Source organism: Massilia sp. BSC265, from assembly GCF_000740675.1.
Classification (GTDB): domain Bacteria; phylum Pseudomonadota; class Gammaproteobacteria; order Burkholderiales; family Burkholderiaceae_D; genus Telluria.
Genome location: NZ_JPXI01000008.1, coordinates 32,526 through 57,452 on the forward strand (window position 1 = coordinate 32,526; position 24,927 = coordinate 57,452).

The following is a 24,927-nucleotide window of genomic DNA, read 5'->3' on the forward strand; positions in this document are numbered from 1 at the left end:
CTACACGCGAGACGACTCGGTGACGGCGCCGGCGAGGATCTTCTCCAGCGCCGCCATGTCCACCGGTTTCACCAGGTGGTGGTCGAAGCCGGCCGCCGCGCTGTTGCGCCGGTCCTGGTCCTGGCCGTAGCCGGTCACCGCCACCAGGACCGCGCCGGCGGTGGCCGGATGGCGGCGCAGGCGGCGCGCCAGTTCGTAGCCGTCCATCTCGGGCAGCCCGATGTCGAGCAGGCAGAGCTCGGGCGCAAAGGATGCCGCCTGCGCCAGCGCTTCGAGCGAATCGTGCTCCACCCGCACCTCGTGGCCCTGCGCGCCCACGTACATGGCCAGCATCTGGGCCGCGTCGACGTTGTCGTCCACCACCAGCACCCGCGAGCGCGATCCCGGCAGGGCAGTGCCGCCGGTTCCCATCGTTTCGTTGCCGCCGCGTTCCACGCAGCGCGGCAGGCGCACCGTGAAGCTGCTCCCCATGCCCTGGCCGGCGCTGGTCACGTGTACGTCGCCACCGTGCAGTTCGACCAGGCTGCGCACCAGCGCCAGGCCGATGCCCAGGCCCCCGAGCGAACGGTCGGGCGTCCTCTCGCCCTGCACGAACATGTCGAAAGCGCGTTCCTGCTCCGCCGGGAGCATGCCGATGCCGTTGTCGCGCACTTCCACCAGCACATCCGCCCCGGCGCAGGTCACCCGCACCATGACGCGGCCGCCGCGGTCGGTGAACTTGGCGGCGTTGTGCAGCAGGTTGCCCACCACCTGCACCAGCCGCTTGCGGTCGCCCAGCACGAAGCAGGGCCGGGGCAGCAGCTGCACGTCGAGGTGGTGGTCCTTGCCGTGCACCAGCGCCTGCACTTGTTCGGTGGCGTCCAGAACGACGGCGTTGATGTCGATGCGCTCCTTGCTCAGGACCACCAGGCCGCGCGTGACGCGCGAGACGTCCAGCAGGTCGTCCACCAGGCCGGCCATGTGGCGCGCCTGGCGCGCGATGATGGCGCTGATCTGCTTGACGCGCGCCGGGTCGAGGCCCTGCTGGCCCAGAAGCTGGGCGCCCGAGGAGATCGGCGCCAGCGGGTTGCGCAGCTCGTGCGCCAGCATCGCCAGGAATTCGTTCTTGCGCTGGTCGGCCTGGCGCAGGGCTTCCTCGGCGCGCACGCGCTCGGTGATGTCCTGCATGGTGCCGCGCAGCGCCACCACCCGTCCATCCGCCCCGTGCACGCTCTCGCAGCGGTAGTCGAGCCAGATGCGGTGGCCGTCGGCGTGGAAGGCGTGCAGCTGCAGCTTGCCGCTGCCGCCCGGCTTCCTGTTATGCACCAGTTCGCTGGTCAGCCGCTGCACCTGCTGCCAGGACTCCTCGCTCAGCACGGTGCCGCGCTGCTGCGGAAAGGGTGGCAGCGTCCGCCCGAAGATGTGCGGCACCGAATCGGACACCTCGATGTCCTCGCTGTCCAGGTTCCAGTGCCAGGTGCCGAAGCGCGCCAGCATATGGGTTTCGCGCAGCGCAGATTCCTTGGCGGCGAGCTGGCGCGAGCGCTCCGCCAGGAGCGCGGCGGCGTCGGCCATGGCGCCCGCCACCTCCGAGGCCTCGCGCACGTGCACGTCGTCGAGCGGAGGCGGCGTCTCCCCCTTGCCGAGCGCCAAGGCCTGGCCGGTGAGTGCCTGTACCGAGCGCGCCAGGCGGCCGCCGATCAGCCAGGCCAGGCACAGGCCGATCGCGAACAGGACCGTGGCGACGCCGGCCATCATCGCGAGTTGCCCCAGCAGTTCCTGTCGCAAGGTCTCGCGCGGGATACCGATCGCGACGCCCCAGCCGCTGAGTGCGGAAAGGGAGTAGGTGCTCAGCAAAGGCACCCCTTCGCGCGAGCGTGAATCGATGGTGCCTTCGGTCTGGCGGGCAGCCGCGTCGCGCAGCAGCGGATTGACCGGGTGGCCGATCGATTTGTCGCGGTTGATGTTGCGGTTGAAGATGATGCCCTTGCGGTCGAACAGCGAGGCGACCGCACCTTCCGGTACCGAGGTCGGACCCAGCAGGCCGTCGAATTCCTCCGGGCCCAGGCCGATGCTCAGGACGTAGCGCACCCGGCCGCGTACCCGCACCGGCACGTCGACGCTGGCCAGGGCGCTCTTGCGCAGTTCGCCCTGGAACACGTCCGAGACCGCGGGGCGGCTGGTGGCGAAGACCTGCTCGAGGGAAGGGGTGGGATGGCGCGGCAGCGGCGTGCCGTAGTCGACCGCGGTGTTGATCAGCTGCTGCCCGCTGCGGTCGCGCAGCACGGCGTTCATGCGTCCACCCGCCAGCGCCAGCGCTTCGCGCGCCTGGTAATGGGTGCGGGCGAAGTCCTCGGCCTGGAGGGCATCGATGGTGGACAGGGTCTGGGCGATCGACCGGGCCTCGCGCAGCTTGTTGTCGGTGCTGTGCACCAGCGCGCGCACCGTCTGCAGCGTGTTCTTCTCGATCTGGGCGCGCGCCTTCTGGTACTGGTGCACGAACAGGATGGATGCGCCGACGACACCGGGCAGCAGGGTGGCCAGCACCAGCCAGAACAGGTAGGCACGCAGGGGCCTGCGGACAATCGAAGAGGTGATGCCGGTCACGTTATATTCAGGACACTTGGTATTGCCTGATTCTACGTGACATTTCGCCTGTGCACCGTCCCGTTGGCACCCAGCGCGTTCAGGGCGGGAGCGCCGGGCGCACGGTCTCCGGCAGGTGGGGCAGGGCGGCCGCGTTCATGCGCCGTCCACGTTCGCCGAACGGCGGCTCTCCTGCAGCAGCGGCGCCGGCCTCTGGCTGGCGCCTGCGCGTGCGCCCGTGCATGGGTCGGCTTCGGGTTCGAACGAGGCCAGTTCTTCGTCCACTGCGGCGCCCAGCGCCAGCACCAGCGCATTGTGGCAGCGCTCGCGCCGCTCGCAGGGCAGTACCAGGGTGCCGTGCACCTGGCACGCGTCGTCGATGCGGGTATTCAGGGTCAGCATGGGCGCATCCGCGAGAACAGGGTCTTGTACCAGATTGCCGTGGCGCGCCAGTGTCCGTTCGGCGTGGAGCAGTACTCGGGCAGTTCGCCCACGCGCGTGTAGCCGGCCTTGTCGTACAGCTGCTCGGCCTTGGCGCCGGCTTCGGTATCCAGGAAGAGCAGGCCGCGGCGCAGCGACAGCGCCTCGATCTCGGCCGCCTGCAGCAGGGCGGTGCCGATGCCGCGCCGCCGCATCGTGCAGTGCACCAGCATCTTCTGCAATTCGGCGCGGTTGCTGCCGTTCGGCTTCTGGCACAGGTCGAGCTGCACGCTACCGCAGAGGATGCCGTCGCGCTCGGCCGCGAGCAGCACACGGGTGCCGCGCGCCACATCGTGCTCCACGCTGCTCCAGTACTCGTCCAGCTGCACGTCGTCGAGGCCCGCCAGGAAGCCGAGCGAATGGCCGTCGGCCACCGCGTCCAGCAGCAGGGTGGCAAGCTGGGGGCGCATCTCCCTGATGGCGCGCGCGTCGAGTCTGCGGATGATCATGCCTGCCTCCCTGGGGAATGTTCATGGCGTCGTGCATGGAATCGCCCATGGCACGCATACCCCTGGTTAATGCAGGATGCGTGCCAGCCCATGGAAAGGGACGAACGGTCGTGCGATATGTTTTCTCTACGATAAGAGCTCAACGACGATGTGGGACAAAAACGTTGCACGGGCGCCATACCGTGCACCATTTTGGCAAAAAAACTCCCTTGTTTTGTCGTTTCGCCATCGAGTTCTGCACTGGATTGGACGTATTGTATTTTGCGTGCAGGCAATAAAAATTTGCCCCGTAAAACAGAAAGTCACAAAGATGGACACGAACAAGACTACCCAAGACAAGGAAGTACTTTCCTTCCGCCTGGCGAAGGAAGAGTACGCGATCAGCATCCTGAAAGTGCAGGAAATCCGCGGCTACGAAGAGCCCACGGTGCTGCCGAGTGCACCAGCCTGCATCAAGGGCATCATGAACCTACGCGGCTCGATCGTCCCGATCGTCGACATGCGCATTCTGTTCAATTTCGGCGAGCCGACCTACGACCAGTTCACCGTCGTCATCGTCCTGAACATCAAGAACCACATCATCGGCATGGTGGTGGACAGCGTCTCGGACGTGGTCACCCTGCTCGATGAGCAGATGCGCCCGGCGCCCGACATGGGCACCAACGCCGACGGCGATTACATCACCGGCCTGGGCACCGTCGGCGAGCGCATGCTGATTGTGCTCGACATCGACAAGCTGATGAGCTCCGAGCAGCTCGGCCTGATCACCAATACCCAGAAAGCCGCATAAGCGGACAACACCCGCCGGGCAGGACGCCCGGCCATAAGGAGAACCACCCATGAAGCTCGCCAACTTGAAAATCGGCACCCGCCTCAGTCTCGGCTTCGGCACGATCTGCGCCCTGCTCGTGTGCATGATTGCAATGAGCACTGCAATGCTGAGCCGCATTAATGCAAGCACCGACGAAATCGTTAACAACCGCATGCCCAAGATTGAATTGGCGGTGCGCATGCTCAGTGGGATCGACAGCATCGCGATCGCCCTGCGCAACGCCATGCTCAACGAAGAGCGCGCCGATCGTGCCAAGCAGCTCGAGACGATCATGGCCTCGCGCAAGGAGGTCGACCAGATCCTGGCGGAGCTGGACGCAAGCCTCAAGCTTCCAAAAACGCGGGAACTGCTGGAGCGGATGAAGCAGCAGACCGCCCTGTATGTTCAGGGCCAGGAGAGGCTGCTCAAGCTCGTCAACGATGGACTGGACGAGGAGGCGCGCCAGTTCCTGGTCGAAGAACTGCGTCCGTTGCTGGCAGCCCTGAAAAAGGACATCCACGAACAGACCGCATTGCAGAAGGCGATCGCCATGGAAAAGGCGGCGGAGGCGCAGCGCACCTACGACAGCACGGTCCGCCTGATGTGGGGCTTGGGGGTGCTTGCTGCCGCCTTTGCCGCCGGCGTGGCATGGTGGATCACCCGCTCGATCACCGGTCCGGTGCAGCGCGCGCTGGAAGTGGCGAACACCGTCGCCGCCGGCGACCTGACCAGCCGCATCGACGTCACGTCGCGCGACGAAGCCGGCCAGCTGCTGCAGGCACTGAAGACCATGAACGAGAACCTGGCGCGCACCGTCGGCACCGTGCGCACCGGCACCGACACCATCACCGTGGCCGCCTCGGAAGTGGCGGCCGGCAGCCAGGACCTGTCCGCACGCACCGAACAGCAGGCGTCCTCGCTGGAAGAAACCGCATCTTCGATGGAAGAACTGACCTCGACCGTCAAGCAGAACGCCGATAACGCACGCCAGGCCAACGTGCTGGCGGATGCGGCCTCGCAGGTGGCGCAGCGCGGCGGCGCCGTGATCGGCCAGGTAGTCGGCACCATGTCGGAGATCGATGCCTCGGCCGGCAAGATCAGCGACATCATCGGCGTCATCGACGGCATCGCCTTCCAGACCAACATCCTGGCGCTGAACGCCGCCGTGGAAGCGGCGCGTGCGGGCGAGCAGGGCCGCGGCTTCGCGGTGGTGGCGACCGAAGTGCGCAACCTGGCGCAGCGTTCGGCGGCGGCGGCCAAGGAAATCAAGACCTTGATCAACGACTCGACCGACAAGGTCGCGAGCGGCAGCAAACTGGTCGCCGAGGCCGGCGCCACGATGCAGGAGATCGTCGACAGCGTGCGCCGCGTGACCGACATCATGGGCGAGATCACCTCGGCCAGCCAGGAACAGACCGCGGGCATCGAGCAGATCAACCAGGCCGTGGTGGAGATGGACCAAGTGACCCAGCAGAACGCCGCGCTGGTGGAAGAGGCGGCCGCCGCAGCCGAAGCCATGAAGGAGCAGGCGGCCAGGCTGACCGAGGCAATGGCGGTCTTCCGCATCGGCGCCGGCGAGCAGGTGGCGCCGGAACCTGTGCGCACACCGCAGCGCGCGCTGAAGGCGCTGGCTGCCTAAACTGTAGTGCCACCGGCGCAGCCGGAAAAAAAAACGGCAAGCCGGATGGCTTGCCGTTTTTACTTGCGTGGTCTCGATTAGAACGAGTGACGCACACCAACGTTGAACACCGATGGATCGGCGCCCAGCGCGGTGGCCGGCGGCGCGAAGCTGCCGCCTGCGGAGCTCAGGCCGAACGCGGCCAGGCCATTGTTGCGTACGCGGCCGTACGAGCTGTACAGGTTGGTGCGCTTGGACAGGGTGTAGCTGTAGGCCACCGAGAAGCCGTTGCCCTTGGCGCCGTTTTCCAGCTTCTGCTGGTGGCCCGAGAGGTAGAACTTGTTCGGGCCGGCGGTGTACACGCCGCCCAGGGTGATGTACTTGAATTCGTTGTTCGGGCCGGTCAGGTCGGCTTCCATGTAGGCAGCACGCACGTCGAATGCGCCGAAGGTGTAGCCCGCGCCGAACGCGAATTCCTTGTCGTCGCCGGTGGCCAGGCGCTCGGTCTGCTGGTAGCCGGCGCCCAGGTACAGCGGACCGTTCTTGTACTCGACCGCGGCGCCGAGCAGGTTGCCCGAGGGGTTGTCGGTCTGGCGTTCGCCGGCGCTGTAGGCGGCGAGGACGGTGATGCCGCTCAGGTCGTTGCTCTTGTAGTTGACCGAGTTCGACAGGCGGCGGGTCAGGCGGTTGGTGCCGAAACCGGTCAGGGTCGAACCGTAGAAGCCGTGGCCGAGCGGGTCGGCCGACTGGGCCACCGCAGCGATCGGGCCGTATTCGCGGCCGACGGTGATGGTACCGAAGGCACCCTGCAGGCCGATGACGGCGCGGCGCTGGAACAGGCCGGCCGTATCCTGGGCGCCGGTATCGATGGCGTAGCCGGCTTCGATGTTGAAGAGGGCTTTCAGGCCGTTGCCCAGGTCTTCGGTGCCGCGGAAGCCGATGCGGCTGGTCGACTGGGTGCCCGAGCTGATCACGGTGCGGCTGTCTTCACCCGGTGCATCGGTGTCTTCGATGCCGATCGAGGCATCGGCGATGCCGTAGATCTGGACGCTGGTTTGCGCGTGGGCGGCTGCGAGCGGCAGGAGGGACATCAGGGCGATGGCCAGACTCTTCTTTTTCATTGATTTCTCCAGTGTGGATGAATGGTGTTTCCGAACGCCGTTCTTGTTGTCGATTTAGAAAAATATTGACAGAAACGTACAGTTGCAAAAAGCTTACATTACCAGTGCACTCGAAATGATGCCACGATTCGTTGGCTCTTTGCTTATTCGGTTTTTGGAAAGCATGTGCGCGTACCCAAAAAGCTGCACGATCCAGCACAAACTAAGTGGTTCTACTTAGACTACTGTTGTATTTAGGTAACGAAACCGCCATGCCGGACCGGCGGGCTACGTTGCGCAGGGCTGCCTGCACACCATGTTAGGATCGGCGCATCGACCCACCAGACAAGGACAAGGACAACGTGCGCACCGGTATCACGCAAGCGCCTTTCGGCACCCTGCCGGACGGCGAGACCATCACCCAGTTCACGCTCACCAACGCCAGGGGCATGGTGGCCAGGATCATCGACTTCGGCGGCATCATCACCGAGCTGCACGCGCCGGACCGCGAGGGGCGGCTGGCCGACGTCGTGCTGGGTTTCGACACGCTCGAACCCTACCAGGCCGACAGCCCGTATTTTGGCGCCCTGATCGGGCGCTACGGCAACCGCATCGCCAAGGGGCGCTTCACGCTCGACGGCAGGGAGGTCGCGCTGCCCACCAACAACGGCAACAACCACCTGCACGGCGGCGCACCGGGCTTCGACAAGGTCAAGTGGAACGCCACGGTCGAAGGCGACAGCCTGCGCCTGGCCTACACCAGCCAGGACGGGGAGCAGGGCTACCCGGGCACGCTGGACGTCACCGTGGTCTATACACTCACCGACGACAATGAGCTCGTCGTACGTTTCCATGCCGTGACCGACGTGGCCACGCCAGTCAACCTGACCCAGCACAGCTACTTCAACCTCTCGGGCAGCGGCGACATCCTCGGCCACGTCCTCACCATCGATGCCGATACCTTCGTTGCCATCGACGGGGAATCGATCCCGACCGGGGCGCTGGCGCCGGTGGAGGGGACGCCTTTCGACTTCCGCACGCCGCGGTCGATCGGCTCCCGCATGGAGGAGGACGACACCCAGCTGCGCAACGGCCAGGGCTATGATCACTGCTTTGCGCTCAACAAGCCGCACGGCAAAGCGATGACGCGGGCGGCCCACGTGCTCGAACCGCGGTCGGGCCGGGTGCTGGAGCTGTTTACCGAAGAGCCGGGCGTGCAGTTCTACAGCGGGAACTTCCTGGACGGCTCGCTCGCCGGCAAGGGGCAGGTGTATGCCCACCGCAGCGGCTTCTGCCTGGAGCCCCAGCACTTTCCGGATTCGCCCAACCAGCCGCATTTCCCGAACGTGATCCTGCGCCCGGGCGAGGTATACCGGACCGAGTCGCGCTTCCGGTTTTCCGTCGATGCGTCGACCGATCGCCAGGGCTGATCACTCCAGCGAAATGCCCAGCCGCTCGATCAGGCCCTTGGGGTCCTGGTGCAGCGCCACCAGCACCGTCTCGTTCTCGAACAGGAAGCGGTAGCGCGCCTGTTTGCCGTTCCCTTCGCTGCTGCGTGCCAGCACTTCGACCGTGCGCAGCGGGCCGAAATCGCGGAACTCGGCGGCGATCTGCGTGACCCAGCGCTGGTTGTAGCGGCCGCGTTCGCTGGCCGACAGGCCTTCGGGAATTTGGCCTGCAAGCAGTTCGCCCATCGCCTTGCGCGCACGCGCCGTGCCGGCAGGATCGAGGTCGGCGATGGCCGGCGCACGCGGCACGGCCAGCGCGGGCACGTAGTGCGCGGCAATCAGCTCTGCGATCTTGCCCTGGCGCGCGGCAGCCGAATTGGCCAGTACGACCACGGTCAGGCGGTCGTCGGGATAGCGTTCGAGGGAAGCCTTGAAGCCTTGCCAGGCGCCGCCATGCTGGACCACGCGGTGGCCGTTGCGGGTGCCCACGTACCATCCCAGGCCATAGGGGCCGCTGCTGCCGTCGTTCAAGCGCGCCGGCGTCCAGCTGGCCTCCCTGGCGCGGGCGTCGAGGATGGTGTCGCCGTCGAGTGCCATGCTCCAGCGCGCCAGGTCGCGCGCGCTCAGCTGGATGGTGCCGTCCGCAGTCCGGTTCAGGCTGGGCGCTACCCAGCGCTGGTTCTGCAGCCTGCCGTCGATCCGCTCGTAGCCTGCCGCGCGTCCCGGCACGATGTCGGATTCGCTGATCACCCCGGCCGTCTTCATGCCGAGTGGCGCGAAGATACGCTCCTCGAGCTGGTCGCCGAAGAACTTGCCGCCGACCCGCTTGGCGATGAAGCCAAGGAGGTGGTAGCCGGCATTGCTGTAGGCGAAGCGCTCGCCGGGGGAGAACAGCAAGGGCATCGATGCCTCCAGCGCGATCAGTTCTTCGTCCGTATAGTCCTTGCGCAGGTCGATCTTCGTGTACGGGTCGCCGAGTCCGGAGGTATGCGTGAGCAGGTGGCGGATCGTGATGCCCGCCCATGCGGGTGGCGTGTTGTCCAGGTAGCGCGAGACCGGGTCGTCGAGTTTCAGCTTGCCGTCCTTCTCCAATAGCAGGACCAGGGCGGCCGTGAAGGTCTTGCCCGTCGAGGCCACCTGGAACACGGTATCGGGTGTCACCGGTACCCCGAGCTCCACGTTGGCCACGCCATAGCCTTTTTCACGGACGATCTTGCCGTCCTTGACCACCACGACAGCCAGGCCCGGGACCTGGCGGCTCTGCATCATGCGTTCGATGGCATCGTCGATGGCATCGGCGCGGGCAGTGCCGGCGAACAGCCCTGCAATGGTGGTGATGGCGGCGAAGGGAAACGACATGCGCATCTTGTGCTCTCCTGCATGAGTGGAAACGGCGGCATTGTAAGGGGCGGAACCTTGGCATTCATGCCAATCATCGTGGAATATCTGCCACGATGCGCATTTCATCCGGCATGCATACCGGTAGTTCCAACGGCTGCCGAGCGCGTACCAGTCGCGTTTCGCCTGGCCCAACCTATCGCGCGCGGCTCATCCAGATAGCTCGTTATAATCGCCCGATTACAAAAAGTTGGCGACGATACAACAAACCACGGCTCCCTGCGACCGGTCGCCGTGCGGAATCGAGCTGGGGCTATCCTGATGAGTAACGAAAGCAGTCTCTCCCTCTTGCCGGAGGGCGGCGCGACGCTGCCCAGCATCCTCCCCGAGAAACCGGCGATCAAATCCGATCCGTGGCCCGAAGGCATGCAAGCCATCGCCGAGCTGATCGTCGCTTCACAGTTTCCAATGGCCATTGCCTGGGGCCCGCAACTGCGGCTGTTCTACAACGACGCCTACGCCACGCTGCTGGGTGACAGGCATCCGGGCGCCATGGGCCAGCCCTTGCCGCTGGTGCGCCCGGAACTGTGGTCATGCCTGCAGCCCTATGTCATGCAAGCCTTGTCGGGCCAGCCGGCGCAGTTCGAGAACGCCCTGCTGGAGTTCTACCGCAACGGCAGGCTGGAACGCCGCTATTTCTCGTCCTCGATCACGCCGGTACGCCACGGGGGCGAGATCATCGGCGTGTATTTCGTGCTGTCCGACAGCACCTCGCGCGTGCTCGCCGAACAGCGCCATGCCTTCCACCTGAAGCTGAGCGCCACGCTGCGCGGCCTGGTCGATGCGGTGCACGTGATGGAAGCGGCCAGCCGCCTGACCGGCGAGTACCTGGGCGTGGGCCGGGTCGGCTATGGCGAGATCGATGCGACGGGGCGTCTGGTGAGCGTGGACCGCGACTGGACCGACGGCAGCATCGCCAGCCTGGCGGGCGAATCGCGGGAGCTCGGCAGTTTTGGACCGGCCATCATCGCGCAGCTGCGCACCGGGCGCACCCTGCGGCTCGACGACATCACCCTCGACGGGCGCGCGGCGCCCTATGCGGACGGCTACGCCAGCATCGGCGCGCGCGCCATGGTGATCGTGCCGCTGATCGAGGCCGGACGCGTGGCGGCCATCTTCTACCTGCACGAGCAGCGCCCGCGCCACTGGAGCGACCAGGAAGTCGCGCTGGCCGAGGACGTCGCACGCCAGACCTGCGAGGTGGTGCGGCGCGCCCGCGTCGAGGAATCGCTGCGCGACGAAAAGCGCGTGCTCGAGATGGTCAACCGCACCGGCCAGGCGCTGGCCTCGACGCTCGACCTGGGCACGCTGCTGCAGGCGATCACCGACGCCGCCACCGAGCTGGCCGGCGCGCGCTTCGGCGCTTTCTTCTACAACAGCCAGGACGAGCATGGCGAGCGGCTGCAGCTGTACACGCTATCCGGCGCCCTGCGCGAGGACATGGAGCGCCTCGGCAAGCCGCGCGCCACCGAGATCTTCCGCCCCACCTTCGGTGGCGAAGGCATCATCCGCAGCGACGACATCACGCGCGATCCGCGTTACGCGGCATTGGGCCCGGCCAGCGGCATGCCGCCCGGCCACCTGGACGTGCGCAGCTACCTGGCGGTGCCGGTGATCTCGCGCGCCGGCCAGGTGCTGGGCGGGCTGTTCTTCGGCCACCCGGAACCGGGCGTGTTCACCGAGCGCACCGAGCGCATCGTCGCCGGCGTGGCGGCCCAGGCGGCCATTGCAATGGACAATGCGCGCCTGTACGAGGTGGCGCAGAAGTCGGCGCAGGAACGGGATGCGCTGCTGCAGAGCGAGCGCGCGGCGCGCGTGCAGGCCGAGCGCCTGAGCCACACCAAGGATGAATTCCTGGCGATGCTGGCGCACGAGCTGCGCAATCCGCTGGCGCCGATCAGCAGTTCGGCCAGCCTGCTGTCGATGCAGTTCAAGGACGAGCCGCGCATCCGCCAGACCAGCACCATCATCAGCCGCCAGGTGCGCCACATGAGCCGCCTGATCGACGACCTGCTGGACGTCTCGCGCGTCACCCGCGGTCTCGTCAAGCTCAAGCTGGGCGTGGTCGACTTCCGCGACATCGTTTCGGGTGCGCTCGACCAGGCGCGCCCGCTGATCGACGAAAAAGGCCACGCCGTGCAGCTGGCGCTGCCCGCCGCGCCGGTCTACGTGCGCGGCGACCAGACCCGCCTGGTGCAGAGCGTGACCAACATCCTCAACAACGCGGCCAAGTACACCCAGAAGGGCGGCCACATCGCGCTGGCGCTGGAAGGCAGGGAAGGGCACATGTGCCTGAGCGTCAGCGACAACGGCTCCGGCATGCCGCCCGAGCTGCTGCCGAACGTGTTCGACCTGTTTACGCAGGGTGCGCGCACGCTGGCGCGTTCGCAGGGCGGGCTCGGGCTGGGCCTGACCCTGGTCAAGCGCCTGGTCGAACTGCACGGGGGCGAAGTCAGCGCGCACAGCGACGGCGTCGGCCTGGGCAGCCGCTTTACGCTCACGCTGCCCTGCGTGGATGCGGCGCCGGATGCGGGCACTGCCCCGGGTCCGGTGCAGGAAGAGGGCGTGCGGCTGGAGCGGCAGCTGCGCCTGGTCCTGGTGGACGACAACGCCGATGCGGCCGACAGCCTGTCGCAACTCCTGGGCGTGCAGGGCTACCGCACCGCGGTCGAGTACGATGCCCGCTCGGCCCTGCGCCGCGCGCGCGCCGAGCGGCCCGACGCCATGCTGGTCGACATCGGCCTGCCTGACATCGACGGCTATCACCTGGCCGAGCAGCTGCGCGCAATGCCGGAAACACGCGAGACGGTGCTGGTGGCGATCACGGGCTACGGCCAGGCCCGTGACCGCGAGCGCGCCATCGAGGCCGGCTTCGCCCACCACCTGGTCAAGCCCGTGGACATGACGGTGCTGGTGCGCATCCTCGAATCGGTCGGCGCCGCCGCTGCACGGGCGGAGTCTCCGGCGACCACGGCCTGACCAAGCCCTGCGCTTGGAACTGCGAGGCTTTATCATGGACAGGTTCTTAGTCCATGAAAGGATCAGCATGTCCAGCTACGTCATTACCGCTCCCGCACAGCCTTCGCTGGCCGTGGCCGGGGCCCTCGAGCGCTTCCCGATCCGGCGCGTGTTCTGCGTCGGCCGTAACTACGGTGCCCATGCGCGCGAGATGGGGAGCGACCCGGGCCGCGAACCGCCCTTCTTCTTCACCAAGCCGGCCGATGCCGTCGTGCCGGCCAGCGGCACCGTACCGTACCCGCCCGCCACCCAGGACCTGCACCACGAGGTCGAGCTGGTGGTGGCGCTGGGCGCGGGTGGCGCCGACGTCGACCCGGCCAATGCCATGTCCCTGGTGTGGGGCTACGGCGTGGGCCTGGACTTGACGCGGCGTGACCTGCAGGCGGTCGCCAAGGACGCCGGCCGGCCCTGGGACATGGCAAAGGGTTTCGATGCGTCGGCGCCCTGCAGTCCGCTCATCCCCGCAGCAAAGCTCGGCCATCCGCAGGATGCACGCATCTGGCTGGAGGTGAACGGTGCGCTGCGCCAGGAAGGAAACCTGAACGAGATGATCTGGCCGATCGCGGACGTGATCAGCCTCCTGTCGCGCCTCGTCACGCTGGCGCCCGGAGACCTGATCTTTACCGGCACGCCGGCCGGTGTCGCGGCATTGAAGCCGGGCGACCAGGTGCGCGGCGGCGTAGATGGGGTCACGGAGTTTGCGTTATCTATCGCGTAGGGTGGTCGGCTATGCCGACCGCGCGTTCGAATCACATTCGAACAGATGTGCGGCGGGCCTTCAGCTGCTTGGACGCGCGGACGGCGAAGCGTGATCTGGTCCACTGGACCAGATCACCCCTACGAAAAGCGGGCAGTGATCAACGCTTCCATTTGCGCCAGCAGCGCCGCGCGCGCCGCATCGATCTGCGCCCCATTGGTCTTGCTCGACAGCGTGGCGCGCTCCTTGCGGCGGAGGAAGTAAGCCACCCGCTCCGCATTCGCCCCGGATGGATGCGGCAGCCCGTGCAGCACCCGTCCCGCAGGAATCACGTCTTCGCTGACCAGCCAGTCCAGCGTCTCGCTGACGCTGGCGCCCATCGGGATGTACAGCGCGTCCGGCAGCTGCCGCGCCTCCTGTGCGAACCAGCGCAGTACCTGCCCGCGCAGGAAGCTCTTCTTCAGCGGCGAGGGCGAGCCGCTGTAGTTCTTGCCGTCCACGAAAATCGGGTGGCGCAGGATCGCGCTCACCTGCACCAGCCCGGCATCCTCGCCGAACAGGGTGGCGCAGCTGGCGATGCCGAGCCAGCGCTGCACGCCGATCGCATCGAGCAGGGCCACGAAATTGGGCCGGATCGCACCGCTGAAGGCGCCTGCCAGCCGCGCCGAACGCAGCACCACGGCGTCGCTGCTGCCTGCCGCCAGCTGGTGCTGCGCCTCACGCATCGCGTTCTTCCACTGCACGAAACCGGGCGTGATGCCGGCGACGACGATGCGCGCCTGCGGGTGCACCGATTCGAAGGGAATGTAATGGGCGCTGTAGCGTCCTTCGCGGCCGAGCAGGAAGGCCTCGGGTATCTGCATGGGCGTGGCCACCTGCGCCAGGTCGAGGCTGCGGATCGCTTCGCGGTAGCGGGGAAAGAGCAGGTCTGTCATCGGATCGGCGGTCGCTGGAAAGCCTCATGGTAGCGCACGCCGGAACGGTGGCGCGAACGCATGTACGGCAAGGAAAACTGATACGCTATCCCCATCATGAGAGGACCGCACAATCGGTAAACACGCGGCCCGGGAAGGGGAGGATGCCATGACCGAAGTGGCGCTGATCACGGTGCACGGGATGGGGGAGACCCCGCCCACCTATGCCGATGGGTTGATGGACCGGCTGCGCGGGCAGTTAGGTAGCCTGGCGGGGCAGGTGGTGATGCGCTCCGTGTACTACCAGAAGATCCTGCAGGACAACCAGAACTACGTATGGGAGCGCACCCGCCAGCACAGCACGGTGCGCTACCCCGACCTGCGCAAGTTCGTGCTGTTCGGCTTCGGCGACGCGGCCGGGCTGGAGAACCGCAAGGAGATCCCCGGTTCGGTCTACGAGCTGGCGCAGGGCGAGATCGCGCGCACGCTCCTGTCGGCGCACGCGGTGCGACCCGGCATGCCGGTGGTGTTCGTGGCGCAGTCGCTCGGCTGCCAGGTCCTGTCGAGCTACATCTATGACGCGCAAAAGGCTGCCAAGGGCCAGCCAGTCAGTGCCGGCATCTGGCGCAACATCGATGCCTGGGCTGCCGCCACCGTGGGGCGCGCGCTCACCGCGAGCGAGAAGACCTTCCTCGGCGCGGGCACCTGCGCGGCCCTGGTCACGACCGGCTGCAACATCCCGGTGTTCATCGCGGCGCACAAGATCATGCACATCATCCCGATCGAACGCCCGACCTCGCTCTTCAAGTGGATCAACTTCTACGACCCGGACGACGTGCTGGGCTGGCCGCTGCAGCCGCTGCCTGGCGGCTACCGCGAGCTGGTGGAAGACCGCGCCGTCAACGCCAGCGGCGGCGTCGCCAGCCTGCTGCTGCGCAGCTGGAACCCGTTCGCGCACAACAGCTACTGGGACGATGCTACCGTGGTCGACGCCATTGCCGCCATGCTGAGGCGCTTGGCGGCGTAAGCGGCGTCAGGGCTTGCCCGCCTTGCGTGCTTCGTCTTCCTGCCGCATGAGGGCGCGCACGCCTCCATCGATGCCGCTGGCAGCCGGATTCGGCTGGTGGACACTACCGCTGGTCGGTGGCATGGGTGGTGCTTTCTCGAACTGCTCGGCATGGGCGATGTTGGCCGAGATCCGCTCGGTCAGGTCGGGCGCGATCCTGTGCGACCACACGGCGCCGCGCGCCTTCCAGCCGGCCGGCACTTCCTCGCGCGGGTAGAGCGAGGCACGCACGATGACTTCCACCACCTTGGCCGGGTCGTCCATGGCCAGCATGCGCGGGCGGTGGCCCGAGTAGTTGGCGGCATTCGCGAAGAAAGGCGTATCGGCGGCCCAGGGCATGACGGTCGTGACCCGGATGCGGTCCTGCAGGCCTGCCAGCCGCAACTCCTCGTTCAGGGCCCGGCCCAGGCTGAGTGTGGCAGCCTTGGTCGAGGCATACGAGGCGTGGTAGGCCAGCGGCACCTCGCTTTCCACCGAGCCGATGTTGACCAGGGTGCCGCCGCCTTGCGCCTTGAACTGGCGCAGGGCGATGTGGCTGCCGTACATGACGCCCTTGACGTTGACGTCGACGATACGCGCATGGTCTTCCAGCGGAATGGTGTCGAAGCGGCCGATGCCGCCCACGGCGGCGTTGTTGATCCAGACGTCGATGCGCCCGAAGCGGGCTACCGTCGCCGCGGCCAGGCGCTGCATGTCCTCGACGCGCGCGACGTCGGTCGGCACCACCAGCGCCGTGCCGCCTAGCGCGTTCACGCGCGCCGCCACCTCGTTCAGCAGTTCGGCGCGGCGCGCGGCCAGCACCACGTTGGCGCGCAGGCCGCCGAGACGCTCGGCCACGCCGCGCCCGAAGCCGCTGGAGGCGCCGGTGACCACATAGGTTTTTCCGGCTACCGCTGCGCCTTCCGCGGGCGAGAGCGCGGTGGCGCAGCCGCCCAGCAGCGCGGCAAGCAGCAGGAGCAGGCAGGCAAGGCAGGCGCGCAGCGTCAGGCCGCGCGTGGTGAATCCCAGCATGTTCATGTCGCCTCCGGAATCGGTTCCGGAACATCCTACGATGGGAGCCTGCCGGTTCGCCGTACGTTTCGGGCGAGAATCAGGCAGCTTGCGGCGTCAGCGTAAACAGGGGGCGGATGTCGCCGGCCACCGTGCCGCGCGCATTGCGGATGGCCGGCTGGCGGTAGGGTTCGAGCTGGGCGCGCCGTTCCTCGTCCAGCAGGCCGAGCTGGTCGAGCACAGCGTATACCGCCGGATGCAGGGCCCGGCTGTTGCCGTCCGCGATCTTGATCGCGATGCCCAGGCCCGCCGAGCGGATGCCGATCGCCTGCACCGCGTCGGCGCCGATCTTCGCCACCCAGTCGCCGCCGCCGGCCGTCATCCAGGCCAGATCGGTGCGCGCCGTGCCCGAGACCAGATCGGGCCGCGCCGTCATCGCATCGAACAGCATGCCCATGGCGCCGCCCAGCTGCGGGTCGGCGGGGCCTTGCGCGAGGCGTGCATACAGGTGCGCCAGGCGCGACAGCGGCATTGCATAGTTCGGCGCCGAGCAGCCGTCGAGTCCGACGGGCATGCGGTCGGCCGGCACTCCCGCGACCTCGGCCAGCGTACTGCGGATCGCCCCCTGCAGCGGATGGCTGCGCTCGACATAGCCGCGGGTGGGCGCGCCGTGCAGGCGGCACCAGGCCAGGAAGCCGCTGTGCTTGCCGGAGCAGTTGTGGTGCAGCGGCGTCCAGCTGCGGTCCTGGGGCGCCTGCTGGCCGGTGAACTCGTAGAACAGCGGCGTGGCGCAGCCGCATTCCAGGTGGCCGGGGTCGAGGCCGATCTTGCCGAGGATGGATTCCACGCCCTGCAGGTGCTTGTCCTCGCCCGAGTGGCTGGCGCACAGCAGCGCCAGCTCGTCGCGCCTCAATCCGAAGCGCGCGGGACCGTCCGACAGGATCAAGGGCAGGGCCTGGAAAGGCTTGAGCGCCGAGCGCGTGAAGGTGGGGTAGTGCGGATCGCCGCTCGCGTAGAGCAGGCGTCCCTGCACGTCCACGACTGCGATCGAGCCGGCGTGGATATTCTCGACGACGTGGCCGGAATCGGGGTAGCCGCGCGTGGTGGCGACGAGGGGGATGGCTTGCATGGTTGTCGTTGTGAATGGTGGTTGAAAGCGATCGGAGCCCTACTTTAAGGCATTGCGAAACATGCAGACGCACGGCCCCGCATATGCATCGAATCTGTCCGTTTCGCCCGTCAATCCAGGCTTTTCGAGACATCTGCACGACGTGCAGACGTCGGAAGCTTGCGTAGGTATGCATGTCCCGTCTGGTATCCGTTTTCTGCATTTCATCGCGCGTTTTCGGCATTCCAGCACTTACGGCTTGAGCCTGTATGGCGTGTCGCTACACTTCCCTCATCGCCAGACAAACACAGACAAACGCTGGCGAAACTGAACAACGTGGACCGCGCGGCGCCTGGGGTAATCGTCAGCCGCACAGGTCCGAACCCATTCATTTTCGACCTGAAAGGAAGTACATCATGCGCACCAAACTGCTGCTGGCCGCCGCCGCCACCTTCTTCACCCTGACCGCCAACGCGGCACCGCACGGCACCGCCTCCGAGCGTGTCGACGTGATCGGTGCCCAGCCGAAGCAGACGCAGATGGCTCCCTTCATGTTCGACAAGGTGCAGGGCGAATACCGTCTCGATGATGGCCGTATCCTCACCGTCACCGGCAAGCTGGACGGCCAGGCGCGCAAGCTGTATGCCAACCTCGGCGACGGCGCAACCGAGATCGTCCACGTCGGCAAGAACCGCTTCGTTGCCATGGGCAAGGACCTGCGCCTGTCCTTCGACCGACCGGACGGCCGCCGCGTGGTGGACACCGTACGCGTCAGCAGCCTGGACGGCCGCTCCATCGCGCTAGCCCAGCGCTGAGCCGAAGCGACCGGCCTGGTAGTCGCTGATGGCCTGTGCGATCTCCTCGCGCGTGGTCATCACGAAGGGGCCGTGCGAAACCACCGGTTCGCGGATCGGCTCGGCATGGCCGAACACCACGACACAATCCTGGCTGGATGCGGCCTGGCTGGCATGGATCTCGACCGTGTCGCCGGTCTCGTCCAGCTCCACCAGGTGCATCGGACTGACCAGGTCGGCATGGTTGCCGACCTGGACCACCCCGCGCGCGACGTAGAGGAACACGTTGCGCCCCTCCAGTCCGCCGAAGCGGATGCGCCCTCCGGCACGCATCTCCAGCGTGCTCATGAATACGCCGGTCAGTGAGCGCACCGGCCCGTTCCTGCCTTCCCATTCCCCCGCAATCAGGTTGAGCGTCACCTTGCCCTCGTCGACCGGCAGGGCAGGGATGTCCGCGCGCTGCAGGCCCGTGTAGGCGGGTTCGCTCATCTTCAGGCGCGAGGGCAGGTTGACCCACAGCTGCAGGATCTCGATGGGCCCGCCGCGTTCGAGGAATTCGCGCGGCGAGACCTCCGCATGCACGATGCCGCGTCCGGCCGTCATCCACTGGACGCCGCCGGCGTGGATCACGCTTTCGTGGCCGGCATTGTCGCGGTGCGCCAGCATGCCTTCGAGGATGAAGGTGACGGTCTCGAAACCGCGGTGCGGGTGCGGACCGAAAGGCAGGCCGCGGTTGTTTGGCGGGTAGGTCTGCGGGCCGTGATGGTTGAGGAAGAGGAAGGGATCGATCTGGTCGACGAGGCGACCGGGCAGCGGACGCTGCGTGATGAGGTCGCCGATATCGTCGCGCGTCGCGGGATGCAGGCGGTGGACGGCTCTCGCGGTCATGGTAAGTCTCCTGTCGGTACTGTTCGCGGCCTACGATACCTGAACGACCCTCTCGGGCGCACACGCCTGTGCTAGACTTCTTGCGCTTTTGCAATCACGCTTTGCACCTGGAGACGGCCTTCATGATTCGAAAAACACTGCTTGCCAGCCTGCTGCTGGCTTCCCTCACGGTGCCCGCCGGCGCGGCCCCAGCGACCAGCAAGGCCCCGAGCGAAGTCGCCGTCAAGACCGCCAAGTATGCGGCCAGCACCTACCGCAAGGACGTCGTCGACACCTTGGCCAAGCTGGTGAGCTACAACACGGTGGCGGACAAGAACGTCCCATCCGACAGGAACCCGGTGCACATTGCCTTCAAGGAAGCGCTGAAGGCCGAAGCCCAGCGCCTGGGCCTGGACTACGCCGACCATGGCTGGACCGTGATCATCGGCCTGGGACAAGGCAGCGAGCGCGTCGGCGTCATCACCCATGGCGACGTGCAGCCGGTCGACCCGAGCAAGTGGAAGAAATCTCCCTTCGTGCTGGACCGCACCAGCGAACCGGGCAAGCTGCTGGCGCGCGGCGCCGAGGACGACAAGGGGCCGATCGCCACCGCGCTGTACGCGATGAAGGCGATCCGTGACAAGGGCCTGCCGCTGTCCAAGCGCATCGAACTCTACGTGTACATGGGCGAAGAGTCCGACTGGCAGCCCCTGGTGGAGTTCCTCAAGACCCACCAGCCGCCGCAGGTCAACATCACGCTCGACGCCGAATACCCGGCGGTGACGGCGGAGAAGGGCTCCGGCCTGGTCGCCGTGACGATACCGAACGCGGGCGCGGTTGCGCCGCCGCAAGGCGAGGCCTACGTGGCGGAATTCGGCGGCGGTTTCTTCATTACCCAGATTCCCGAGGATGCCAGCGCCACGATCGCGAACGCCACGCCGGAGATCGAGAAGGCCATCCGTGCGCGCGGCGCCAAGCACGAAGGCATGCAGTACAGCTTCAGCTGGCACCAAGTGGGTTCGAGCCGCAACCTGGTCATCAAGGCCAAGGGCGTGTCCGCCCACTCGTCCAAGCCGGAAGACGGCGTCAATGCGGTGAGCATGCTGGCCGATGCGCTGGCCGTGCGTCCTTGGGCCGATACCACGGCCGGCGCCGTGGTGAACTACCTGAACGAGATGGTCGGCACCGGCATCTATGGCGAGAAGTTCGGCAGCATCGCCTACCGCGACAGCTTCATGGGTCCGATGAGCTTCTCGCCGACCGTGATCAAGCAGAACGAGGGGGACAATGGCGGCATCGAAGTGCAGATCAACCTGCGCCGTCCGCAGGGCAAGAGCAGCGAGCAGCTGACCAGCGAGGTCAATGCCGCGCTGGCGCAGTGGCAGGCGCGCCGGCTGCCGCTGGCGAACGTCAGGGTCCGCATCGGCGAGCCGTGGGTGCAGAAGAACGCACCGCATCTACCGACCTTGATGAGCGTGTTCTCGTACTTTACCGGCATGAAGGACCCGCAGCCGGTCGCGATCGGCGGCGGCACCAATTCGCGCCTGTTCCCGGGGGCGGTGAGCTTCGGTCCCGCCATGCCGGGCAAGGTTTATACCGGCCACTCCGAGCATGAGTTCATCACCGAGAAACAGCTGCTGCTGAACCTGCAGATGTACACGGCGGTGCTGGTCGAACTGGCCAGGTAGGACCACGCGCCAGCCGTTCCGGCCCCGGCACGTCCGGGGCTTTTTTTCGTCCAAGTGGATCGTTTCCGGCGTTGCGTACGCCGTCGTGTGCACGTTGAGCTGGTAGGTCTCTTGCTTGCCAAAATGTGTAAATATTTCCAATCGTTCTGTAGGAGTGTACTTACAAAAGAGGGGGCAGCCTGTTGGGCAAATCCGCCTTTCCCTCGGAACGACAGGGCAGGCTGCACGGACGGCTTTTTCGCTGCGCGGCCAAGGCGTTGATAACCGGAAAATGCCGCTGTGCTAGAGGGAAAATGTGGCGAAAGCAGCATGATAGGATCATCGTCAGACCGCGAGGACACCGGCAATCCCGGTGTCGGCTCGCGCTCCTTGCTTTACGAATGCCCGACATTTTTTGGATGCCATGCACAGCAAAGATCTCAAGAAGCCGGACGGACGCAATCTCACCTTGTACAGCAACCATCCGATCCCGGACGGTATCGTTGCGCCCAGCCCCTTTCTTGATCCCCAGCATGCCAATCCCCACCTGCGCTGGCACCCGCTGCGCGGCGAATGGGTGACCTACGCCGCCTTCCGCCAGAACCGTACCTACCAGCCGCCTCCGCAGTACAACCCGCTGGCGCCAACGATCGATCCGCAACACCCGACCGAGATGCCGGCCGGCGACTACGAGATCGCCGTGTTCGACAACCGCTTTCCATCGCTGGCGCTGGAGTCGCACGAGCCGCCCAGCGTGACGGTGCCGACCGCACCTGCCAATGGCCATTGCGAGGTGGTGGTGTTCACGCAGGAGCCGCAGTCTTCGCTGGCCTCGCTGCCGCTATCGCGCATCGAGCTGCTGCTGTCGGTGTGGGGCGACCGCACGACGCGCCTCAAGCGCCTGCAGCACATCCATTACGTGCTGCCTTTCGAGAACCGCGGCGCCGAAGTCGGCGTGACGCTGCACCATCCGCACGGCCAGATCTATGCCTATCCCTTCGTGCCCGAGGTGCCGGCGCGCATGCTGGCGCAGGAGCGCGAGTACTTCCTGCAGCACGGCACCAGCCTGCTGTGCGACATGGCGCGTGACGAAGCCGCGGACGGCAAGCGCGTGCTGTACCACGACGACTACGCGACCGCCTTCGTGCCGGCCTGCGCCCGCTATCCCTACGAGGTATGGGTGATGCCGACCGCGCCCTGCCAGGATTTCGCCGCGCTCACGCCGCCGCAGCGCGAAAGCCTGGCGCGCGCGCTCAAGACGGTGCTGCTCAAGTTCGACACGCTGTGGAACCGTCCCTTCCCCTACCTGATGGCGTGGTACCAGGCCCCCCTTGATGGCGCCGCGCATCCGGAGACCCAGCTGCACGCGCAGTTCTACCCGCCATACCGGACCCGCGACCGCCTGAAGTACCTGGCCGGCACCGAACTGGCGGCCGGCATGTTCGCGATGGACGTGCTGCCCGAGACCACCGCCTACGAACTGCAGCAGGTGGAGGTGAGCCTGGCCGAGGAGGCCCACGCATGAGCGCGAGCATGAGCACCGCCATGCAGCGCACCCAGGAGGTCGCGGACAAGCTGGCGTTCTTGCGCGCCCATCTGGCCGCCGCAAGCGCTGGCGCAATCCGCCTGCGCGGCGTCGACTGGTTCGCCTGGGTGACGGCGGGCGGTTCGAGCGCCGTGCTGCAGACCACCGACAGCGGCGTCGCCGAGGTGCTGGTCACGCCGGAGGAAGCCTGCATCCTGACCGATGCCATCGAGGCCGAGCGCCTGCGCGCCGAGGAACTGCCCGACGGCTTCACTTTCCATGTCGAACCCTGGACCGAACCGGAGCTGCGCGAACGCTACGTGCAGAATGCCGCGGCCGGGCGCAGGATCTTTTCCGACCGCCCCGGGAACGGGGCAACTGCGGGAGCCACTGCGGGCAATGGCATGGGAGAGCAGCCGCTGCCGAACGCGCTGCGCCAGCGCCGCATGGTGCTTGGCCCGGACGAGCGCGAACGCTACCGCCTGCTCGGGCGCGAGACCGCCGAGGCGATGAGCGAAACCCTGCGCCGCGCACGGCCCGACTGGACCGAATACCAGCTTGCCGGCGCCGGCGCGGAAGCGCTGTGGCGGCGCGGCATTCATCCGGCCCTGGTGCTGGCCGCCGGCGAGCGGCGCCTGCCGGCCTGGCGTCACCCGACGCCGACCGGCGAGCCCTTGGGTGCGCGCGCCATGCTGGTGTTCTGCGCGCGCCGCCATGGCCTGTATGCCAACCTGACCCGTTTCGTGAGTTTCGCGGGCCTGAACTCCGTCCCCCTGGACGAACAGCGTGCACTGCTGGAAGTCGAGGCCACCGGCCTGGCGGCGGTCCAGCCGGGCAAGTCGCTGTCGGCGGTGTACCACGCGTTTGATGCGGCTTACCGGCATGCCGACCGCGAGGGCGCGATCCGCGAGCACCACCAGGGCGGCATCACCGGCTACCAGGCGCGCGAGATCGTTGCCGGGCCAAGCACCGCCACCCAGCTGGAAGAGGGCATGGCATTCGCATTCAACCCGAGCTTCGCGGGTGTAAAAATCGAAGATACTTTCCTGCTCGGCCCCGACGGGCTCGAGAACCTCACGTTCGACCCCGGCTGGCCGGCGGCGGACGTACATGGCCGCAAGCGGCCCCTTTGGCTGGAGGCGCAAGCATCATCATGACGAACACCGACACCTTCTTCGGCGGCGCGCCGGAGGTGAACGCGTCGGCGCCCGGGCGCGTCAACCTGCTCGGCGAGCATACCGACTACAACGACGGCTTCATGCTGCCGGTGGCGACCCCGCAGCGCACGCTGGTGGCGATGAGCCGCAGCGGCGACGACCACTTCCACTTCTATTCGCCGACTTTCGACAACACGGTCACCTTCCCGCACAACGGCAGTGCGCCGCAGGGCTACGGCAGCTATATCGAGGGCTGCATCCGGCTGGTGCAGGCCGAAGGCGTGGAGGTGCCGCCGCTGCGCGTCTACGTCACCACCAACCTGCCGGTCGGCTCGGGCCTGTCCTCATCCGCCGCGCTCGAGGTGGCGACCCTGCGCGCGCTGCGTGCGCTGCTCGGCTTCGAGCTCGACGACGTCAAGCTGGCCCGCATCGCCCAGCGCGCCGAGATCGAGTACGCGCACGTGAACTGCGGGATCATGGACCAGATGGCGTCCAGCCTGGCCGACGAGACCAGCATGCTGTTCATCGACGCGCGCACGCTGGAACACCGGCTGGTCAAGATGCCGCCGGACACCTCCCTGATCGTGGTCGACTCGGGGGTGGCGCGCAAGCTCGCCGCCAGCAAGTACAACGAGCGCCGCGCCGAGTGCGAGGAGGCGTCGCGCAAGCTGGGCGTGCAGGCGCTGCGCGACGTGCTGGACCCGGCATCGGTCGAAAGCCTGCCGTCGCCGATGCGCGAACGCGCCCGCCATGTGGTGCAGGAAAACCTGCGCGTGCTCGAAGCGGCGGACGGCGTGAGCGCCGAGCGTTTCGGCGAACTGATGAACGCGTCGCACTTCAGCCTGCGCGACGACTACGAAGTATCGATTCCCGAGCTGGACGAGCTGTGCGAGCACCTGCGTGCGGCGCCCGGCGTGCTCGGGGCACGCCTGACCGGCGCCGGCTTCGGCGGCGCCTGTGTGGCCTTGTGCCGGGCAGGTCAGGCCAGGCAAGCGGCCGCCGCCGCGCTGGCGGCCTATAACAAGAACGGACGACAGGGCCGGATCCTGGTTCCGGTTCCGACTGAACAGAAAGGACAACAATGAATCAGTTTGAGTATCCCCGTCCCCAATTGGTGCGCGACAACTGGATCAACCTCAACGGGAAGTGGCGCTTCTGCTTTGACGACGAGTTGACATACCATTTGCCCGACGCCAGTCCCGAGTGGACCCACGAAATCAACGTGCCGTTCGCGGTCGAGACGGAACTGAGCGGC

Annotated in this window: 20 protein-coding genes; 11 read left to right on the top strand and 9 right to left on the bottom strand. The window is 66.8% G+C overall.

Going from position 1 to position 24,927, the window contains the following annotated elements:
* The 3 genes from MA09_RS00680 to MA09_RS00690 all read right to left on the bottom strand — a co-directional run bounded on the left by MA09_RS00680 (nucleotide 1) and on the right by MA09_RS00690 (nucleotide 3,494).
* The gene (locus MA09_RS00680; RefSeq protein WP_229440507.1) at nucleotides 1–2,586 is read right to left on the bottom strand and encodes an ATP-binding protein; all 2,586 of its coding nucleotides are present in this window, start codon (nucleotides 2,584–2,586) and stop codon (nucleotides 1–3) included.
* Nucleotides 2,587–2,721: 135 nt separating this feature from the next.
* Nucleotides 2,722–2,967 (bottom strand): hypothetical protein, encoded by a 246-nt coding sequence (locus MA09_RS00685; RefSeq protein ID WP_036244392.1) that lies wholly within the window; start codon nucleotides 2,965–2,967, stop codon nucleotides 2,722–2,724.
* Nucleotides 2,961–3,494 carry a GNAT family N-acetyltransferase gene (locus tag MA09_RS00690; protein WP_036244393.1) on the bottom strand — a complete coding sequence of 178 codons (534 nt, stop codon included), beginning with the start codon at nucleotides 3,492–3,494 and terminating at the stop codon, nucleotides 2,961–2,963. Before MA09_RS00690 ends, MA09_RS00685 begins: the two co-directional genes overlap by 7 nt.
* 310 nt (nucleotides 3,495–3,804) lie before the next feature.
* Between MA09_RS00690 and MA09_RS00695 the strand changes: the two genes are divergently transcribed.
* Both MA09_RS00695 and MA09_RS00700 read left to right on the top strand, forming a co-directional pair.
* Nucleotides 3,805–4,284 (top strand): chemotaxis protein CheW, encoded by a 480-nt coding sequence (locus tag MA09_RS00695; protein ID WP_036244394.1) that lies wholly within the window; start codon nucleotides 3,805–3,807, stop codon nucleotides 4,282–4,284.
* A gap of 49 nt (nucleotides 4,285–4,333) precedes the next feature.
* A complete protein-coding gene (locus tag MA09_RS00700; RefSeq protein WP_036244396.1) occupies nucleotides 4,334–5,944 on the top strand; it encodes a methyl-accepting chemotaxis protein in 1,611 nt (536 codons plus the stop codon).
* A 77-nt stretch (nucleotides 5,945–6,021) separates the two neighbouring features.
* On the opposite strand, the gene MA09_RS00705 is transcribed toward MA09_RS00700, so the two are convergent.
* A complete protein-coding gene (locus tag MA09_RS00705; protein WP_036244398.1) occupies nucleotides 6,022–7,044 on the bottom strand; it encodes a porin in 1,023 nt (340 codons plus the stop codon).
* A gap of 341 nt (nucleotides 7,045–7,385) precedes the next feature.
* Here MA09_RS00705 and MA09_RS00710 point away from each other — a divergent pair, with 341 nt between their 5' ends.
* Entirely contained in the window at nucleotides 7,386–8,453 is a 1,068-nt protein-coding gene (locus MA09_RS00710) for an aldose epimerase family protein (RefSeq protein WP_036244399.1), read from the top strand.
* Here MA09_RS00710 and MA09_RS00715 read toward each other — a convergent pair whose 3' ends face one another.
* The gene (locus tag MA09_RS00715) at nucleotides 8,454–9,836 is read right to left on the bottom strand and encodes a serine hydrolase (protein WP_036244400.1); all 1,383 of its coding nucleotides are present in this window, start codon (nucleotides 9,834–9,836) and stop codon (nucleotides 8,454–8,456) included. It lies immediately after the preceding gene.
* A gap of 294 nt (nucleotides 9,837–10,130) precedes the next feature.
* Here MA09_RS00715 and MA09_RS00720 point away from each other — a divergent pair, with 294 nt between their 5' ends.
* Entirely contained in the window at nucleotides 10,131–12,848 is a 2,718-nt protein-coding gene (locus MA09_RS00720; protein ID WP_036244402.1) for a GAF domain-containing protein, read from the top strand.
* Nucleotides 12,849–12,915: 67 nt separating this feature from the next.
* Nucleotides 12,916–13,605 (top strand): fumarylacetoacetate hydrolase family protein, encoded by a 690-nt coding sequence (locus tag MA09_RS00725; protein ID WP_036244403.1) that lies wholly within the window; start codon nucleotides 12,916–12,918, stop codon nucleotides 13,603–13,605.
* A gap of 119 nt (nucleotides 13,606–13,724) precedes the next feature.
* On the opposite strand, the gene MA09_RS00730 is transcribed toward MA09_RS00725, so the two are convergent.
* Nucleotides 13,725–14,519: a hypothetical protein gene (locus MA09_RS00730; protein ID WP_036244404.1), complete on the bottom strand. Its 795-nt coding sequence runs from the start codon at nucleotides 14,517–14,519 to the stop codon at nucleotides 13,725–13,727.
* A gap of 148 nt (nucleotides 14,520–14,667) precedes the next feature.
* Here MA09_RS00730 and MA09_RS00735 point away from each other — a divergent pair, with 148 nt between their 5' ends.
* The gene (locus tag MA09_RS00735; protein WP_036244405.1) at nucleotides 14,668–15,525 is read left to right on the top strand and encodes a hypothetical protein; all 858 of its coding nucleotides are present in this window, start codon (nucleotides 14,668–14,670) and stop codon (nucleotides 15,523–15,525) included.
* Nucleotides 15,526–15,531: 6 nt separating this feature from the next.
* On the opposite strand, the gene MA09_RS00740 is transcribed toward MA09_RS00735, so the two are convergent.
* Nucleotides 15,532–16,581 (bottom strand): SDR family oxidoreductase, encoded by a 1,050-nt coding sequence (locus tag MA09_RS00740; protein WP_051933060.1) that lies wholly within the window; start codon nucleotides 16,579–16,581, stop codon nucleotides 15,532–15,534.
* Between the two features lie 73 nt (nucleotides 16,582–16,654).
* Nucleotides 16,655–17,683, bottom strand: coding sequence for an asparaginase (locus MA09_RS00745; protein WP_036244406.1), 1,029 nt, complete (start codon nucleotides 17,681–17,683; stop codon nucleotides 16,655–16,657).
* Nucleotides 17,684–18,078: 395 nt separating this feature from the next.
* Here MA09_RS00745 and MA09_RS00750 point away from each other — a divergent pair, with 395 nt between their 5' ends.
* Nucleotides 18,079–18,477 (top strand): hypothetical protein, encoded by a 399-nt coding sequence (locus MA09_RS00750; protein ID WP_036244407.1) that lies wholly within the window; start codon nucleotides 18,079–18,081, stop codon nucleotides 18,475–18,477.
* Here MA09_RS00750 and MA09_RS00755 read toward each other — a convergent pair.
* On the bottom strand, nucleotides 18,463–19,344 hold the full coding sequence (locus MA09_RS00755; protein ID WP_036244408.1) for a pirin family protein: 882 nt from the start codon (nucleotides 19,342–19,344) through the stop codon (nucleotides 18,463–18,465). The genes MA09_RS00750 and MA09_RS00755 overlap by 15 nt on opposite strands.
* Before the next feature lie 122 nt (nucleotides 19,345–19,466).
* On the opposite strand from MA09_RS00755, the gene MA09_RS00760 reads away from it, so the two are divergent.
* The 4 genes from MA09_RS00760 to galK all read left to right on the top strand — a co-directional run bounded on the left by MA09_RS00760 (nucleotide 19,467) and on the right by galK (nucleotide 24,757).
* A complete protein-coding gene (locus tag MA09_RS00760) occupies nucleotides 19,467–21,011 on the top strand; it encodes a dipeptidase (RefSeq protein WP_036244430.1) in 1,545 nt (514 codons plus the stop codon).
* A gap of 403 nt (nucleotides 21,012–21,414) precedes the next feature.
* Entirely contained in the window at nucleotides 21,415–22,515 is a 1,101-nt protein-coding gene (gene galT, locus MA09_RS00765) for a galactose-1-phosphate uridylyltransferase (protein WP_036244410.1), read from the top strand.
* Entirely contained in the window at nucleotides 22,512–23,672 is a 1,161-nt protein-coding gene (locus MA09_RS00770) for a Xaa-Pro peptidase family protein (RefSeq protein WP_229440508.1), read from the top strand. The genes galT and MA09_RS00770 overlap by 4 nt, the downstream gene beginning before the upstream one ends.
* Nucleotides 23,669–24,757, top strand: a complete 1,089-nt coding sequence (gene galK / locus MA09_RS00775; RefSeq protein ID WP_036244411.1) for a galactokinase — start codon at nucleotides 23,669–23,671, stop codon at nucleotides 24,755–24,757. The genes MA09_RS00770 and galK overlap by 4 nt, the downstream gene beginning before the upstream one ends.
* Nucleotides 24,758–24,927 lie beyond the last annotated feature (170 nt).